At 63.2% G+C, this 17,134-nt stretch carries 11 protein-coding genes and 1 pseudogene; 6 read left to right on the top strand and 6 right to left on the bottom strand.

Annotation, left to right across the window (positions count from 1 at the left end):
* Window positions 1–134: 134 nt before the first annotated feature.
* Window positions 135–2,630 (top strand): penicillin-binding protein 1A, encoded by a 2,496-nt coding sequence (locus ABR948_RS09300; protein ID WP_428116226.1) that lies wholly within the window; start codon window positions 135–137, stop codon window positions 2,628–2,630.
* A 149-nt stretch (window positions 2,631–2,779) separates the two neighbouring features.
* Window positions 2,780–3,911, top strand: a protein-coding gene (gene prfB / locus ABR948_RS09295) for a peptide chain release factor 2 (RefSeq protein ID WP_428116223.1) whose coding sequence is annotated in 2 segments (ribosomal slippage) — window positions 2,780–2,848 and window positions 2,850–3,911 — 1,131 coding nt in all. Because the reading frame shifts where the segments join, the coding sequence is not laid out codon by codon here.
* A 26-nt stretch (window positions 3,912–3,937) separates the two neighbouring features.
* Here the strand turns inward: prfB and ABR948_RS09290 are convergent.
* Window positions 3,938–5,302 carry a M23 family metallopeptidase gene (locus ABR948_RS09290; RefSeq protein ID WP_428116221.1) on the bottom strand — a complete coding sequence of 455 codons (1,365 nt, stop codon included), beginning with the start codon at window positions 5,300–5,302 and terminating at the stop codon, window positions 3,938–3,940.
* 144 nt (window positions 5,303–5,446) lie between these two features.
* Window positions 5,447–6,292 carry a peroxiredoxin gene (locus ABR948_RS09285; RefSeq protein WP_428116218.1) on the bottom strand — a complete coding sequence of 282 codons (846 nt, stop codon included), beginning with the start codon at window positions 6,290–6,292 and terminating at the stop codon, window positions 5,447–5,449.
* Window positions 6,293–6,512: 220 nt separating this feature from the next.
* On the opposite strand from ABR948_RS09285, the gene ABR948_RS09280 reads away from it, so the two are divergent.
* Window positions 6,513–10,229: a hypothetical protein gene (locus ABR948_RS09280; RefSeq protein ID WP_428116215.1), complete on the top strand. Its 3,717-nt coding sequence runs from the start codon at window positions 6,513–6,515 to the stop codon at window positions 10,227–10,229.
* Window positions 10,230–10,249: 20 nt separating this feature from the next.
* Here the strand turns inward: ABR948_RS09280 and ABR948_RS09275 are convergent, their stop codons facing one another.
* Window positions 10,250–11,509 (bottom strand): MFS transporter, encoded by a 1,260-nt coding sequence (locus ABR948_RS09275; RefSeq protein ID WP_428116299.1) that lies wholly within the window; start codon window positions 11,507–11,509, stop codon window positions 10,250–10,252.
* Between the two features lie 55 nt (window positions 11,510–11,564).
* Window positions 11,565–12,818: a tyrosine--tRNA ligase gene (tyrS, locus tag ABR948_RS09270; protein WP_428116213.1), complete on the bottom strand. Its 1,254-nt coding sequence runs from the start codon at window positions 12,816–12,818 to the stop codon at window positions 11,565–11,567.
* 160 nt (window positions 12,819–12,978) lie between these two features.
* On the opposite strand from tyrS, the gene ABR948_RS09265 reads away from it, so the two are divergent.
* Window positions 12,979–14,082: an anhydro-N-acetylmuramic acid kinase gene (locus ABR948_RS09265; protein ID WP_428116210.1), complete on the top strand. Its 1,104-nt coding sequence runs from the start codon at window positions 12,979–12,981 to the stop codon at window positions 14,080–14,082.
* A gap of 75 nt (window positions 14,083–14,157) precedes the next feature.
* Here ABR948_RS09265 and ABR948_RS09260 read toward each other — a convergent pair whose 3' ends face one another.
* Both ABR948_RS09260 and ABR948_RS09255 read right to left on the bottom strand, forming a co-directional pair.
* Window positions 14,158–14,670 (bottom strand): DUF1697 domain-containing protein, encoded by a 513-nt coding sequence (locus tag ABR948_RS09260; RefSeq protein WP_428116207.1) that lies wholly within the window; start codon window positions 14,668–14,670, stop codon window positions 14,158–14,160.
* A 14-nt stretch (window positions 14,671–14,684) separates the two neighbouring features.
* The gene (locus tag ABR948_RS09255; protein ID WP_159009389.1) at window positions 14,685–15,332 is read right to left on the bottom strand and encodes an alpha/beta hydrolase; all 648 of its coding nucleotides are present in this window, start codon (window positions 15,330–15,332) and stop codon (window positions 14,685–14,687) included.
* Between the two features lie 328 nt (window positions 15,333–15,660).
* On the opposite strand from ABR948_RS09255, the gene ABR948_RS09250 reads away from it, so the two are divergent.
* Together ABR948_RS09250 and ABR948_RS09245 are read left to right on the top strand one after the other, a co-directional pair.
* Window positions 15,661–16,800, top strand: a complete 1,140-nt coding sequence (locus ABR948_RS09250; protein WP_428116204.1) for a cysteine desulfurase family protein — start codon at window positions 15,661–15,663, stop codon at window positions 16,798–16,800.
* A gap of 112 nt (window positions 16,801–16,912) precedes the next feature.
* Window positions 16,913–17,134, top strand: a pseudogene (locus ABR948_RS09245) (Fe-S cluster assembly protein SufB); the annotation flags it as partial.

Here is a 17,134-nt window from a genome sequence, read left to right as displayed (position 1 = left end):
TCGGAATCGTTCAAAACTGCCTCGTGGCCAGCGTGTTATGCGTCTGCGTGGAATGCTCGATCGTTCCGTGCCAGGATTCGCGTTAAGGAAAGCGCCAAAAGTTGCGGCGCACGGGCTGAAACGGATATTCGATAATGCGCTTGCTGGTGCGGTTCTTGGGTTTCCTGTTCGCCGCCGGAACCGTTGTGTTCCTGGTGGGCGTCGCCGCCGTGGCGGGGCTGATCTGGCATTTTTCCAAGGACTTGCCGGATTATTCGCAGCTGCAGGATTATGAGCCGCCGGTGATGACGCGCGTTCATGCCGCGGATGGTGCGCTGCTCGGCGAATATTCCAAGGAGCGCCGCCTGTATTTGCCGATCCAGGCGGTTCCAAAACTGGTCATCAACGCCTTCCTCGCGGCCGAGGACAAGAATTTCTACGAGCATGGCGGTATCGACTTTTCCGGCATGGCGCGTGCCGCGGTTCTCTACGCGCAGAACTTTGGCTCCAACCGCCGTCCGCAGGGCGCCTCCACGATCACCCAGCAGGTGGCGAAGAACTTTCTCCTGACCAATGAAGTGTCGTTCACCCGCAAGATCAAGGAAGCCTTGCTGGCGATGCGGATCGAGCGCGCCTATTCCAAGGACAAGATTCTCGAACTCTATCTCAATGAAATCTATCTCGGCCTTGGCGCTTACGGTGTCGCCGCGGCCTCGCTGGTCTATTTCGACAAATCGGTGAACGAACTCACGGTTGCGGAAGCCTCCTATCTGGCGGCGCTGCCGAAGGCGCCGGCGGCGCTGCATCCGGTGCGCAACCGCGACCGGGCGATCGAGCGGCGAAATTATGTGGTCGACCGCTTGCTGGAAAATGGCTGGATCAAGCAGGCCGATGCCGACAAGGCCCGCAAGGACCCGCTGACCGTCACCAACCGCTCCAACGGGGCGCATATTTTCGCCGGTGAATATTTCGCCGAGGAAGTTCGCCGCGATATCTTCGAGCGCTACGGCGAAAAGAAACTCTACGAAGGTGGCCTGTCGGTCAGGGCTACGCTCGATCCGAAGATCCAGGTGATGGCGCGCAAGACCATGGCGGCCGGCATCGTCAATTACGACGAGGCGCAGGGCTGGCGGGGCGCGCTGAGCAAGCTCGATATCGCCGGCGACTGGGGCGTGAGACTGGCCGACGTCAAATCGCTGTCGGACATCTCGCCATGGCGGATGGCCGTGGTGCTGGAGACCAGCGATCAATCGGCGCGGATCGGTTTTCAGCCCGGCCGCGAACTCGGTGGTGCCATCAGCAAGGAACGGCAGACCGGAATCATCACGCTCGATGGCATCCGCTGGGCCAAGCCCACGGCCGGACCGGCGAAGGGCAGGACGCCGACGGCGATGTCGCAGGTGCTGTCGCCGGGTGACGTTATCTATGCGGATCCGTTATTCAAGGACGGCAATCCGGTCGAAGGCCAGTACCGCTTGCGCCAGCTGCCGGAAGTGTCCGGCGCGATGGTGGTGATGGATCCCTGGACCGGTCGCGTGCTGGCGATGGTCGGCGGCTTCTCATTCGACCAGAGTCAGTTCAACCGCGCGACCCAGGCCTACCGGCAGCCGGGTTCGTCGTTCAAGCCGATCGTCTATTCGTCGGCGCTGGACAATGGCTATACGCCGTCGACCGTCGTGGTCGACGCGCCGATTGAAATCGACCAGGGGCAGGGCGGTGGCGTCTGGCGCCCGGAGAATTTCTCGAACGGCAAGTATCAGGGGCCGACGACGCTGCGCAACGCGTTACGCCTGTCGTTGAATACGGTGACGGTGCGTCTGGCGCAGGACATCGGCATGCCCTTGATCGGCGAGTATGCTAGGCGCTTCGGCGTCTATGATGAATTGCCGAACTATCTGTCCTATGCGCTCGGCGCCGGCGAAACCACCGTGATGCGGATGGTCACGGCCTATTCGATGTTTGCGAATGGCGGCCGTCGCGTCAAGCCGACCCTGATCGACCGTATTCAGGATCGCTACGGTCATACGATATTCAAGCACGACGCCCGCGAATGCCGGGGCTGTGAAGCTCCCGGCGGCTGGAAGAACCAGCCCGAGCCGCAACTCGTCGATCGCCGCGAACAGGTGCTGGATACCATGACCGCCTATCAGATCACCTCGATGTTGGAAGGCGTGGTGCAAGGCGGCACCGCCATCGCAGTGAAGGAAGTCGGCAAGCCGATCGCCGGCAAGACCGGCACCACCAACGAGGCGAAAGACGCCTGGTTCGTCGGCTTCTCGCCCGACATCGTGGTCGGCATCTATCTGGGTTTCGACAAGCCGCGGCCGCTCGGCCGAGGCAATGCCGCGACCGGCGGCCATCTGGCCGCGCCGATCGCGCGCGACTTCCTGAAACTCGCGCTCGCCGACAAGCCGGCTATTCCGTTCAAGGTGCCGGCGGGGATCAAGCTGATCCGGGTCGATGCCAAGAGCGGCATGCGCGCCGGTCCGGGCGACGGCGGCCGGACGATTCTCGAAGCCTTCAAGCCGGGCACGGCGCCGCCGGATAATTATTCGGTCATTGGCGTTGCCGATGCCGACGGCCGTTCGCTCACGGTGTCGCCGGACGCCGATCGCACCATCATGCGCTCCGGTACCGGCGGGCTTTACTAGCGGGCATTACTAGCGGACTTGGGCGACGCGGGCGCCGGTTGGCACGAAGAAAACACTTAAATAGAACGAGCCCGATTGCGCTTTGCGGCCTTCGCCGCTACATCCCTCACACCCTGCAATAGCGGCTTGCGCCGCAGATCAGAGAAGCCATGCGCGCTGAAGTCGAACGCCTCGTTGAAGAGATCAAGCAGTCAGTCGGGCTGCTGAGGAGGCATCTTTGACGTCGATGCATCCACGGCACGCCTGGCGGAGCTGAACAAGCTCGCCGAAGACCCCAATCTCTGGAACGACCCGCAGAAGGCGCAGAAGCTGATGCAGGAGCGAACCTCGCTGGAGGACGCGCTCAGTGGCATCGGCAAGGTCGAACGCGAGCTCGAGGACAATATCGGCATGATCGAACTCGGCGAGGCCGAGAACGATGAAGGCGTGGTGGCCGAGGCCGAGGCCGCGCTCAAGGCCCTGAAAAAGGAAGTCGCGCGCCGCGAGCTCGAGGCGTTGCTGGGGGGCGAGGCCGATCGCTTCGATTCCTACCTCGAGGTTCACGCCGGTGCCGGCGGCACCGAAAGCCAGGACTGGGCCTCGATGCTGCTGCGGATGTATACGCGCTGGGCCGAGAAGCACGGTTTCAAGATCGAATATCTGGAAGAGACGCAGGGTGAGGAAGCCGGCATCAAATCCGCCACCATCCAGATCAGCGGCCACAATGCCTATGGCTGGCTGAAGACCGAAGCGGGTGTGCACCGGCTGGTGCGGATCTCGCCATTCGATTCCAACGCGCGCCGCCACACCTCGTTCTCCAGCGTCGCGATATTCCCGGTGGTCGACGACAGCATCAAGATCGACATCAAGGAATCCGACGTGCGCACCGACACCATGCGCTCCGGCGGCGCCGGCGGTCAGCACGTCAACAAGACCGAATCCGCCGTGCGGCTCACCCACATTCCGACCGGGGTTGCGGTGGTCTGTCAGGCCGGACGGTCGCAGCACAAGAACAAGGCGCAGGCGTGGGACATGCTGCGCGCGCGGCTCTACGAAATCGAATTGAAGAAGCGCGAGGAGCAGGCCGCCGCCGACCAGGCCGCCAAGACCGATATCGGCTGGGGCCATCAGATCCGCTCTTATGTCCTGCAGCCCTATCAGATGGTGAAGGACCTGCGCACCGGGGTGCAGACCTCGGATACCTCAGGCGTGCTCGACGGTGACCTCGACGAATTCATGGCGGCGACGCTGGCGCAGCGCGCTTTCGGTGTATCGCCCGGCGCGGTCGAGGATGTGGATTAACGCAGAGCAGGGGTCGTGCCGCGGCTTCAGCCCGCGCTCAGCCGCACGCCGGCGCGCAGGAATTTTTGCGGATCGACCGCTTCGCCGTCGATCCTGGTTTCGTAATGCAGATGCGGACCGGTCGACCGGCCGGTTGAGCCGACGGCGCCGATCACCTGCCCGATCTTGATCGGGTCCCCGACCCTGACGCTGATCTCCGACAGATGGCCGTAGCGGGTCGACAGACCATTGCCGTGGTCGATTTCCACCATGCGGCCGTAACCGCCGGCCCATCCGGACGACACCACTTTTCCATTCGCGGTGGCGCGCACGGGATCGCCCATGGCCGCGCGGAAATCCAGACCGGTGTGCATGGCCGGGCGGCCGAGGAATGGATCGCTGCGGACCCCGAAACCGGACGTGAATTCGACTTCGCCGATCACCGGCTTTCGATACGGCACCAGCGCAAGGGTCCGGTTGAGACGTTCCACCTGGGCGCGGGTGATGTTGATTCGGTAGAGCTGACGCTCGAATGGACCGGCGTCGGCGGCAAGCTTGACGGGAACGAAGGGACCGCCCATGCCCGCGCGCGGGGTCGCGGCTTCCAGTTGCGTCATGTCGAGACCGAGATCGCTGAACACGCCGCGCATCCGGCGCACCCGCGATTCCATGCCGTCTTCGACCGAGCTCAGCGCCGCGAGCTGGCGGCCCTCGACCTGATCGAGCGAGGTCTGCAGGCGGACAATCACATTATCGACGCCCTGGATCTTCGCGAACTTGTTCGGCTGCGGAGTGGTGACCAGCGGCGCCCGCGATTCCAGGCGCGCTTCGCGATCCGGAGGCGCCACGAAAATGACGGTGTCGCTGATCGGGGAGGGTTTAGGCACGCCCGACGGGGCCGGATCGGTTGTTCCCCGCGAAGGGGCCCTGATCGATCCGGTGACCTGCACATCCGGAATGGTGCCGAGCGCGGTGGCGCGGGATTCCAGCGTGGTCTGGCGGCGCATGACCTGTTCGAGCTTCTGGTCGAACTGTTCCTGATCCAGCAACTGTCGGCTGGTGGTGCGATCCACCTTCGCGCGCAGTTCCGCGATGCGGTCTTCGTAGGCGTATTGCATCTCCGCCTGGCGTGCGATCAGCCGGGTGAGAACATCGTCGCGGAACGCGAAATAGGTCGCGGTCGCGGCCGACCACATGCCGAGCGCCGTCACGGTGCCGATCACGATCCAGAACACCACCGGACCGAACCGGACCTGCTTGCCGGCATGCACCAGCGTATAGCCAGCTTGTGCGTGCTGCGCGGTACCCGGGGCGGCATGGCTGGTGGCGACCGGACGACGGGCGGATAGCCTGCCTTGGTCGTGCGGATGGTGCTGGGGATACTCGGTATAATGACCGGAACGGTACGACATCGGCACTCCCGCGCCGGTCGGAGGCGAGTTCCGTACGGCCAAATTTACGGAAGTGATTTGACCTTCTCATGGTTAATTTTTAGCGAACGAGGCTCTCAAATCAGCGGACCCGCAAATCAGCGGGCCCGCAATTTAGTCGGCAAATCAGCCAGCTTGGGCAGCCGCGAGCACCTCGTCGGCATGGCCGTCGACCTTCACATTGCGCCATATCCTCACGATGCGGCCATTGCCTCCGATCAAAACCGTTGTGCGAAGAATGCCCTGGAAGCTTCTGCCGTACATGGATTTTTCGCCCCACACACCATAAGCCTCCAACATCTGGTGTTGCTCATCTGAAACAAGAGGAGTGGAGAGTTGGTGTTTGTTTCGAAAGGCTTCTTGTGCCTTTAACGGGTCGGCTGAAACCCCGAGGACCGCGGTCTGGCTGTCCGCAAACGCGCTCGCCAGGCGAGTGAAGTCGATGGCCTCCTTGGTGCAGCCCGGAGTGTCCGCGCGTGGATAGAAAAACAGCACCAGCTTTTGGCCGGCGTAATCCTTCAGGGAGACCGTGCTGCCGCCGTCGCGCGGCAGGCTGAATGCCGGCGCCTTTGCGCCCTCGGCCAAGGGTACTGAAGCGTGGACTGAAGCGTGGACTGAAACGGGTGCGGAAGGGGTCACGCGGGGAGCGGGCGATCCGCCGGCCTTTTCGACCGGCAGCTTCCTCACGGGCGGAGTTCCAGCGTCAGGCCTGGCGGCGGCCGCCTTCGGTGCCGCAATCGTCGGCGGCGCTGATTTTTCCGGGCTGGATGATTTTAACTTTTTCGACGGGGCCTTATGCGATGCTTTTGCGGTCGGGGTGCCGGTTCGCCTGTTTTTTGTGTTCTTGCCTGACTTGGTCGCAGTCGCCTTGCGTGCCTTCGAAGGCGCCGCTTTCGCAGGCATCGCCGATCGGGTGCGGATCGCCTTCCCGGCCGCGGGTTTGGAGGATTTCTTGCGCGTTTTCTTGGACATACGCCTTCCTTTCGTCGCTTTCCGCGGATCAATCATTGGGGTATTGAGGCAGACTGGAATCGAGCAGACTGTCAGGTGAGTCTGATGGCCTCTGAATAAGCTTACAAGGAATTCGACGCACCACCCATCCGCTCGTTGAATGTGTCTCTTGGAACGTGCTCCTTGGAACGTGCTCCTTGGGTCGGATGACGAGCAACGCTATAGGTGAGGATTGGTAGCAATGCCGGCACGGGAGCGCTCGTTGCGTGTCGACGGGCGAAGCCTTGGCGGCGATCAATCTGACAATCAGCGCCAGCACCGAGAGGCAATGGCAAGGAATACGTCGCCCCAGGGGTCAAATCCGCGTGCTGACGTCCAGCTCTCGCAGTGGGATGATGCCGGTTGGGATCAGGAACACGACGAGGCGGCGGGTCATCGGGCGCGCCGGCTGTTGTCGAGGTCGAACTCCCGCTTTCACCGGTTCGGCGATCGCCTCGGAGCGCTTCGCCGGTGGGTCGCCAGTGAACGCTGGGTGAAACGGCTAGCCGTCGTCATTGGCGCCTTGCTGGTGATCTTTGCCGGATGCTTCGGCGGGCTTTGGTGGCGGCTTGGCGCCGGTCCGATCAACCTCGAAATGGCGACGCCATGGCTGGCCCAGGCGATCGAGGAAAATATCGGCCACGGCAATACCGTCGAGGTCGGCGGCACGCAGATCGAGCGCGCCGGCCGGATTCGCATCGCTGTCCGCATCCGCGACATCATCGTCAGGGATCGCGACCATGCCATTGTGGCGAGCGCGCCGAAAGCCGAGGTGAAGCTTTCAGGCTCCGCGCTGTTGATGGGGCGGCTTCGCGCCGAGAGCCTCAATCTGGTGGACGCCGAGCTTTCGGTGCGCATCACGCCGGACGGCTACGTGACCGTGTCCACCGGCGATAACGCGCGGCCGCTCGCGACCGGCGTCACCTCAAAGCGACAGCCGGGCGGCCCGCCGTCACCGTCAGGTCAAATCCAGGCGGCGACGCCTGCCAGCCCGGTTGCTCCGCCGCCATCAGGTGCGCAGTCAAACACGCCGTCGGTGGCCCCCAATAGCCGCGATACCACGAGCGGAGTGCTGGCCGGCCTTGACTGGCTCGATAGCCTGAGCCTGACCGGGCTCGACGGACAAAATCTCAACGAAATCGGTTTGAAGAACGGCAACCTGATCGTCGACGATCAGCAGCGCGGCAACAAGTGGAATTTCCAGAATATCACCCTCAGTCTGCGTCGGCCCAGCGGCGGTGGCGTGGTGCTGAGTGTCGGGGAAGAGAGCAGCCATGCCTGGTCGCTTCGGGTGGCGGTCGGCCCCGCCGCGAACGGCGTGCGATCGGTGGATATTCGCGCCGACAAGGTATCGACGACCAATATCCTGCGGGTGTTGCGGCTGAAGGACCTGACCTACAGCGCGGATCTGTTGCTCACCGGCGAACTGAAGGGCGAATTGGGCCGCGACGGCCTGCCGACCTATTTCCGCGGCAAAATCACCACCGGCGCCGGAAACATCATCGACAGCGATACGCCTGATTATCCGATGGCGATCGATTCGATCGAAGTGAACGTCGAATGGGATGCCGGACGGCGCGTGCTGGTGGCCCCTTTCAAGATATTCTCCGGCGCGAACAGGATCACGCTGCTCGCGCATCTTGAGCCGCCCAATGACAGCGTCAACGATTGGCAGATGGGCTTCAGTGGCGGCACCATCGTATTGGCCGGAATCGACAACGAACCGCCGCTGATTTTGAATCGCATCGCCATCAATTTGCGTTTCGACACCGAAAAACGGCGGGTGCTGCTGACCCAGGCCGACATCAGCAACGGGGAAATCGGCGTCGCCGGAAGCGGCAGCGTCGACTATTCGGCGGAACCGCGTCTGCAGCTCGGTCTTGCGGGAACGCCGATGTCGGCCTCCGCGCTGAAGCGGATCTGGCCGACCCTGGCCGTTCCGGAGGTGCGCGAATGGGTGATCGGCCGGGTCGAACGCGGCTCGCTGCAGCGCATCGAGATTGGCATCAATTCGCCGGTTCGAAACCTTTCGCGGCGAGGCCCGCCGATTCCCGACGACGGCCTCGCGGTTAACATCGTCGGTACCGGAGTTACATTGCGGCCGGTGGATGATTTGCCGCTGGTGCGCGACGCGGATTTGAAGGCCCATGTCACGGGCCGCACCGCGACGGTGACCATCGGGCAGGCCGCGGTCGACACGCCCACGGGCCGCAAACTCAACATTTCAGATTTTGTTTTCGAGGTGCCGGATATGGCACCGAAGCCGTCTCCGGCCCGGGTTAAATTCCGGATCGACGGCCCGGTACCGGCGGCGGCGGAGATTCTCGCTTTGGACAGGCTCAGCGAATTTTCCGGCACCTTGATCGATCCCAATTCGAGCAAGGGAACGGTTTCCGCGGTGGTCACGCTCGGCCTGCCGATCAAGCGCGAACTGACCAAAGCCGACACCACCTATGCCATTACCGCCGACCTCGGCGGATTCGCCGCCGATCGCCTGGTGATGAATCAAAAGCTCGAAGCCAACGCGCTGAAGGTCGTCGCCAACAACGGGGGTTATCAGGTCAAGGGTGACGTCCGCATCAACGGGCAGCCGGCCTCGCTCGATTACCGCAAGCCGAGCGAGGGCGATGCGGACATCAAACTGCAGGCGACGCTCGACGACGCCAGCCGCGCCCGTCTCGGGTTCGATCTCGGACCGGCGGTCAGTGGCGCAGTCCCGATCAAGCTGATCGGCAAGATCGGAGGCGACAGCCGCCTCGGCATCGACGCCGATCTGACCTCGTTGAAGCTCGACAATATCCTGCCGGGATGGGTCAAGCTGCCGGGCAAATCGAGTCGGGCCGTCTTTAACGTGGTCCAGACGCCGCAGTCCACCCGTCTTGAAAACATCGTCGTCGATGGCGGCGGCGTGTCGATCAAGGGATCGGTCGAAGTCGATCAGAACGGCGACCTGATGAACGTGAACTTCCCGACCTATTCGCCGTCCGAAGGCGACAAGACCTCGCTGCGGGCCGATCGTGGCCCCGATGGCGCGCTCAAAGTCGTCATGCGCGGCGACGTGTTCGATGGCCGCGGCTTTCTCAAATCCGCGGTTTCGGGCAAGGAAGCCGACCCCAAGAGCAAGGCCAAGAACGTCGATTTCGATCTGGACATCAAGCTCGGCGCGGTCGCGGGCTATTTTGGCGAAGCGCTGCGCAGCGTCGATGCCAAATTATCGCGGCGCAACGGAACCATCAAAAGCTTTGCGCTCAGCGGCAAGCTTGGACGCGATACGCTGCTGACGGGAGATTTGCGCGGCCGCGCGCAGGGACGCGACGTGATCTATCTCGAGACCAATGACGCCGGCGCATTCTTCCGCTTCGTTGACACTTACTCCAAGCTGGTCGGCGGCCAGCTTCAATTGGCGATGGATCCGCCGACCGTCGAACCCAGCGCGAAAGAGGGCCTGATCAGCGTTCGCGACTTCTCGATCAAGGGCGAGGCCGCGCTCGACCGGTTGGCGGCGGGCGGGGCGACCGGCGCGCAAGGCGGCGTTGCCTTCACGGGACTGCGCGCGGAATTTACCCGGCAAAATGGCCAGCTCACGATCCGGGAGGGGGTCCTGAAAGGGCTGACAATCGGCGGTACCATCGAAGGCACTATCGATTCCGCAAGCCAGGTGCGCATGAGCGGCACTTTCGTTCCATTGTACGGGATCAACAACGTGTTCGGCCAGATTCCGGTGCTGGGGCTGTTTCTGGGCGGCGGCAGCAATGAAGGGTTGTTCGGGATGACCTACGAGGTCGTCGGCACACTCGGCCAGCCGGTGCTTCGCGTTAATCCGATCTCGGCCATGGCGCCGGGGGTACTGCGGAAAATCTTTGAATTCGGCACCGGCAAGCAAAACAATCCGGTCGAATTTCCCTCGAACAACAACTGACCGGCGAATCCCCGGTCCGGTCAGCGCCGTAGCGCGGGCACCACCAGAAACGGGATCATCCCGCAGAGTACGCTGACCAGCGCGAACGCGATCAGCGGATTATAGCTGTGGGTCCAGTCGTGGATCAGCCCTCCGCTCCAGGAACCGAACGCCGACCCCAGTCCGCTGCCGATTGAAATGGCGCCATAGATCGTGGCGACCCGCTCGCCGCGAAAGATCTTCATCGCGGTTGCCGTCAATAGCGGGCCGCGTGAGCCGATCATGCTGCCAAAGCAGACGACAAAGCCGGTCAGTATCCAGATGTTCGGATGCCATTGCAGCAGCCACAGCAGAAAAATCCCGACGATCGACAGCGCGTAGCTGAACAGGACCGACGGCCTGCGGCCGATGATGCCGTCGAGCCAGCTGATGCCGAGCATGCCGAACAAAAGCACGACTCCGCTGAAGCCCCAGGCTGTCGCGGCCTGCAATGGCGGGAAACCCACGTCGATCAGATAGGCGACGACTTGCGGCGCAATCGCATACATGCCGATCGCTGTGAAGAAGAAGGTCGAGAACAGGGCCCAGAACGCGTGGTGGCGCAGCGCGCGGAGCAGGGTCCAGCCCTGGTCGACGAAATCGGCGGCGTCGGGCCTGGCGAGATGGGGGGAGCCGCCGGAGAACAGCCGCCACGGCAGGATCAACAGCGGCACCAGCAGGAACAGCGCCGCGCCGCCAAAAACCTGATAGGCGCCGCGCCAGCCGAGATGATCGATCAGGACCTGCGACGCCGGCAGCAGGATCAACACCCCGGCGCCGGTCGCCGAATAAACCACTGCCATCGCGGTCGGCAAACGCGGGCCGAACCAGCGGCCGAGCAGGATCGAGTTCGGAACGTTGCCGATAAAGGCGATGCCGACGCCGACGCAAACGCCAAGGCTGAGCTGGAACTGCCAGAGCTGCTGCGCATGCCCGGCGAACAGGAACGCGCCGCCAAGCAGCAATAGCCCGAGCGAATAGACGCTGCGTGGTCCGGAATAGTCGAACAGCCGGCCGATCAGCGGTGAAGCCAAGCCGCCCGCCAGCGCGGACAGCGAATAGACCGAGACCACCTGGGCGCGGTCCCAGCCGAAACTCTCCGAGATCGGTTTGAGAAAGACCGTGAAACTTTCGCCGAGGCCGCGGCCGAGCACCGATAGCGAAAAGCACAGCGCCAGCACGTTCAGCGCCACGCGCGCCGGTTTCAGCGGCTTCGCAACGACATCCTCCCCCGGCATTTTCCCTGGCGTTTTTTCATCCATCACCCGCAAGGAGCGCGTTTCCGCGCTCCCGGGCAAGTGTCAAAAGCGAATGCGCCTATGCAGGCTTGAGCAGGACATGGCGCTTTTTGCCCATCGACAGCTTGATCACGCCCTCTGGTGTGAGGTCGGAAGGTTTCAGCACCATCTTCTCGTCGGTGACAGCGGCATCGTTGACACGCAGACCGCCGCCCTTGATCTGGCGCCGTGCTTCGCCATTCGACGCGACAAGGCCCGCCTTGACGAACGACGCCAGCACGCCGATGCCGGCTTCCAGTTCGCCGTGGGAGATTTCCACCCTCGGCAGGTTTTCCGCGATCGCGCCTTCCTCGAAGGTTTGCCGGGCCGTATCGGATGCGGCGTTGGCCGCGTCGCGGCCGTGCAGCAGAGCGGTTGCCTCGGTTGCCAGCACCTTTTTGGCTTCGTTGATTTCGACGCCCTGCAACGCTTCGAGCCGGGCGATCTCGCCGATCGGCAGGATCGTGAAAAGCTTGAGAAACTTGATGACGTCGGCGTCTTCGACATTGCGCCAGTATTGCCAGAATTCGTAGGGACTGAACGCGTCGGCGTTGAGCCAGACCGCGCCTTTGGCGGTCTTGCCCATCTTCTCGCCCGACGCGGTCGTGAGCAGCGGGGTCGTCAGGGCGAACAATTGCGGTGTTCCCATGCGGCGGCCGAGTTCGACGCCATTGACGATGTTGCCCCACTGATCCGAACCGCCCATCTGCAGCCGGCAATCGACGCGACGCGACAATTCGACGAAGTCATAGGCCTGGCAGACCATATAGTTGAACTCGATGAAACTCATCTCCTGCTCGCGTTCGAGGCGCAGGCGGACTGAATCCATCGTCAGCATGCGGTTGACCGAGAAATGCCGGCCAATGTCGCGCAGCATTTCGATCCAGTTCAGTCTGGTCAGCCATTCGGCGTTGTCGAGCATGACCGCATCGCTCGCTCCCGACCCGTAGCGCAGCACCTTGGCGAACACGCCGCGGATGCTGGCCTTGTTGGCCTCAATCTCTCCGACGCTGCGCAGGGCGCGGGATTCGTCCTTTCCCGAGGGATCTCCGACCATGGTGGTGCCGCCGCCCATCAGCGTGATCGGCTTGTTGCCGCTTTCCTGCAGCCAATGCAGCATCATCATGGTGAGGTAGTTGCCGATATGCAGGGACGGTGCGGTGCAGTCGTAGCCGACATAGGCGGTCGCCTGACCTTTGGCGGCGAGCGCGTCGAGGCCCTCGAAATCGGAACATTGGTGGATGAATCCGCGTTCCTGCAGCACATTGAGAAAATCAGATTTGAAGGCGGTCATTTCTGTGCGACTCTGATAATTCTTATTTCACGGTATTTGTAACGAGTTGCGGAACTCTGCGGAATAGGCTGCCGCTGCCCGGCGCGCTGTGGCATTATAAGATGTACTGGTTCGATACAAGCTGGGCGCCCGGGGCCGGCGCCGCGAAGGCACCAGGGCGATGATGTTGACGGCAATCGGTCTGATGAGCGGCACCTCGCTCGACGGGGTCGATGTCGCCTTGATCGAAACCGACGGCAAGCGCGTCAAGGCGTTCGGCCCGTCAGGCTATCGTCCCTACACGGAAAAAGAGCGTGATCTGCTGCGCCAGGCCCTGGCGGAGGCCGTAAACCTGCCGCAGCGCGACGCGCGGCCCGGCATCCTGCCCGAGGCTGAACGCGTGGTGACCCTCGCCCATGCCGAAGCCGTCGCGTCCTTTACCGCGCAGCACCGCATCGCGCGCGAGGACGTCGATATCGTCGGCTTTCACGGCCAGACCGTCCTGCACCGGCCGGCGCAGAAAATGACCGTGCAGATCGGTGATGCCACCGCGCTCGCCAGGGCGATCCATATCCCTGTCATGCACGATTTCCGCGCCGCCGATGTCGCCGCCGGCGGGCAGGGCGCGCCTTTTGTGCCGGTCTATCACCGCGCGCTGGCCCAATCGCTGGAGCGCGAAGGGCCGATGGCGGTGCTCAATATCGGCGGCGTTTCCAACATCACCTATATCGATGGTGCCGATACCCTGATCGCCTGCGATACCGGGCCCGGCAATGCCCTGCTCGACGATTTCATGTACCGCGTCGCCGGCCAGCCGTACGATTGCGAGGGCCGCATGGCCGCCCAGGGCCATGCCGATGAAGCCTGGATTGCCCGGGCGCTGCAGCATCCGTTCTTTGTGCGCCCGCCGCCGAAGTCGCTGGACCGTAACGATTTTGCCGCGCTGGCGCTGCGCGACATGCCTCCGGCCGACGGTGCCGCGACCCTGACCGCCTTCACGGCGGCCGCGATCGCCCGGATCGTTCCGCTGTTGCCGAAGGCGCCGCAGAGCTGGATCGTGGCCGGCGGCGGCGCGCGCAATCTTACCATGCTGCGGATGCTGCGCGAGCGGCTGGCGCCGGCCACCGTCGAGGCCGCCGACGCGCTGGGATGGTCGACCGATGCCATCGAGGCGCAGGCTTTTGGTTTCCTGGCAGCACGGGGCTTGAAGGGCCTCCCGCTCAGCTATCCCGCGACAACAGGCGTCCCGATTCCGATGACGGGCGGGCTGATCGCCCGGCCGTGAACCAGGCTGCGCCGCGCATGGCAGCCTTGCTATCAGCTAACGGCAAAGCTTCAGCGTAGTCGCACGATTTCGCCCTCAGGATTCGGCAGCCATCCGGGCCAGCGTTGCCACCGTATTCATGTTGCGCGCGGTTCCTGTTTTGGCGGCGGCAATGACGAGCTTCGACGCCGCCATGCCTTCTCCGTAATGGATGTAGATTTCGCGGCGTCCCAACTGGATTTGTTCGTCCCGCCGGCCGCGAACGTTGGCCAGGGTGTCCGCCGGCGGCGCCTGGTCGAGGAACACCGCCATGGTGCGGTTTGGCGCGGCCTTCGGAAATGGATTGTCCGCCAGCACCCGGGCCATCTCGGCGGCGCTGCGCACCAGCACGCCGACCGGCTTGCGGGCATAGGCTTCCAGCCGCTTTTCAAGCGCGGTCTTGATCGCGGTTTCGGACTTGCGGCTGGTGAAGACCACGTTGCCGCTGGCGATGTAGGTGCGGACGGTTGCGAACCCAAGCTCCTCGCAGAGGTCCTTGAGATCGCTCATCGGCAGTTTGCCGGTGCCGCCGACATTGACCGCGCGCAGCAAAGCCACGAACGAGCCCATCGCCGATCCAGCTCCTAGCGAACGTTGGCGAGCCGCATGTCGAGATAACCGGTCACGGTTTCCATCAGCGGCTGCAGCTTGCCGTCGAAGAAATGGTTGGCGCCGGGGATGATCTGCTGGTCGATCACGATACCCTTTTGGGTCTTGAGTTTCTCGACCAGCGTGTTGACGTCCTTGGGCGGCACCACCGCATCCTTCTCGCCATGCACGATCAGGCCGGAAGACGGGCAGGGCGCCAGAAACGAGAAGTCGTAGAGATTGGCGGGCGGCGCGATCGAGATGAAGCCCTCGACCTCCGGCCGGCGCATCAGAAGCTGCATGCCGATCCAGGCGCCGAACGAGAAGCCGGCGACCCAGCAGGCGCGCGCTTCGGGATTGATGGTCTGCGCCCAGTCGAGCGCGGAGGCCGCATCGGAAAGTTCGCCGGTGCCGTGATCGAACGATCCCTGGCTGCGGCCGACGCCGCGGAAATTGAAACGCAGCACGGAAAATCCGCGATGTGCGAACGCATAGTAGCACTGGTAGATGATCTGATGATTCATCGTGCCGTGAAATTGCGGATGCGGATGCAGCACCATCGCGATCGGCGCGTTCTTCTGCTTGGCGGGATGGTAACGGCCTTCGAGGCGGCCTGCGGGGCCGGTGAAAATAACTTCAGGCATCTGGATCCCTTGATTGATCGCTTGGCAAATCAACCGCCTTTGTGCCGGGTTCGTCTGGCTGTTCGCAGACCAAGCCTTGGCAAGGATAAAGGGGGCGGATCAGGCGTCGTCGGGCTTGAGCTGATGGCGCTCGGTGAACTGGAGGCCGCGTTCTAGCATGAGGCGAGGGGCCAAAAGCAAGCTTCATGAACATCCCGCAACGCGTTCAAAGCGTTAGCCGGCCGATTGCCTCAAGACATGGCGATCGCCACTTGGCATAAGGTCGGACGCGCCGGATCAGCCGGCATGCGGGTCCGAAATCATCCATTGAAGGTATTATAATACGTCTATGCCTGACCGGGTCTATCTCGACTGGAATGCGACCACGCCGCTCCGCCCTGAGGCGCGCGAGGCGATGGCTGCGGCGTGGGATCTCTGCGGCAACCCCTCATCGGTCCATGCCGAGGGCCGCCAGGCCCGAAAGCTGGTCGAGGACTCCAGGGCGAGGGTTGCCGGCGCGATCGGGGCACAGCCGCGCAACGTCGTATTCACGTCGGGTGGAACCGAAGCCAACGCGCTGGCGCTGGCATCAGGGCTTCGACGCGGTTCTGGCCTGCCGGCTGAAAGGCTGGTGGTCTCGGCGATCGAGCATGCCTCGGTGCTCGCGGGCGGCCGGTTTCCGTCGGAGGCCATCGATACCGTCGGCGTCACCCGTTCGGGTCTGCTGGACCTGCACCACCTGCGCGAGATGCTTGCCGGCAGGCCCCCCATGCTGGTGTCGTTGATGCTGGCCAACAACGAGACCGGGGCGGTGCAGCCGGTGGCGGAGGCCGGTGCGATGGTTCATGCGGCCGGCGGTTTGCTGCACGTCGATGCGATCCAGGCGTTTGGAAAAATACCATTTAGTATCAATGAGATGAATGCCGATCTGGTGACGCTGTCAGCGCACAAGATCGGCGGCCCCAAAGGCGTGGGCGTCGTGGTCCTGGCCGAGGGGGTGCTCGGGTTCGAGCCGCTGCTGCGCGGTGGTGGTCAGGAGCTGGGCCGACGGGCGGGGACCGAAAATGTCGCGGGAATCGCGGGGTTCGGAGCCGCCGTGAAGGCCGCCATGGACAGTCGGGACAGCGATGCGGTCCGTCTCGAAAGCCTGCGAAATCGCCTCGAAAATGGCCTGCGGGATACCCCTGACGCGATCGTGTTCGCCGATGGCGCGCCACGGCTGCCCAATACCACGCTGTTTACGGTTCCCGGCCTCAAGGCGGAGACCGCGGTCATTGGATTCGACCTCGCGGGGATCGCGGTTTCCTCGGGTTCCGCCTGTTCATCGGGCAAGGTGCAGCCCTCACATGTGCTGGAAGCCATGGGATTCGGCTCCGAATTGGCCCAGGGAGCGGTGCGGCTCAGTCTGGGCTGGTCCACCACGGACGCGGACGTCGACCGCTGTCTTGAGGCTTGGCGAAAGCTCGAAGGTACCTTACTTAGGGGTTAGCGACGAAACACAGCTTGAACGGTTCTAAGCAGGTGATTTCGTCGGTGAAACATCGTAATAGTGTTGCGGAATTGATCCACCGCGGTCCTTGAAACCGCGAGCGGAGGATGGAATGGCTGCCGTACAAGAGACGGTCGATCGCGTCAGGCGAATCGACGTCGACCAGTATCGATATGGATTCGAGACGTTGATCGAGTCCGACAAGGCCCCGAAGGGCCTGTCGGAAGATACCGTCCGGTTTATTTCAGCAAAAAAGAACGAGCCGGCCTGGATGCTGGAATGGCGTCTGGAGGCGTATCGCCGCTGGCTGACCATGACCGAGCCGAAATGGGCG

It is taken from the genome of Bradyrhizobium sp., assembly GCF_050014615.1.
In the GTDB taxonomy this organism is placed as follows: Bacteria; Pseudomonadota; Alphaproteobacteria; order Rhizobiales; family Xanthobacteraceae; genus Bradyrhizobium.
This window is presented reverse-complemented; position numbering and strand designations above follow the sequence as displayed.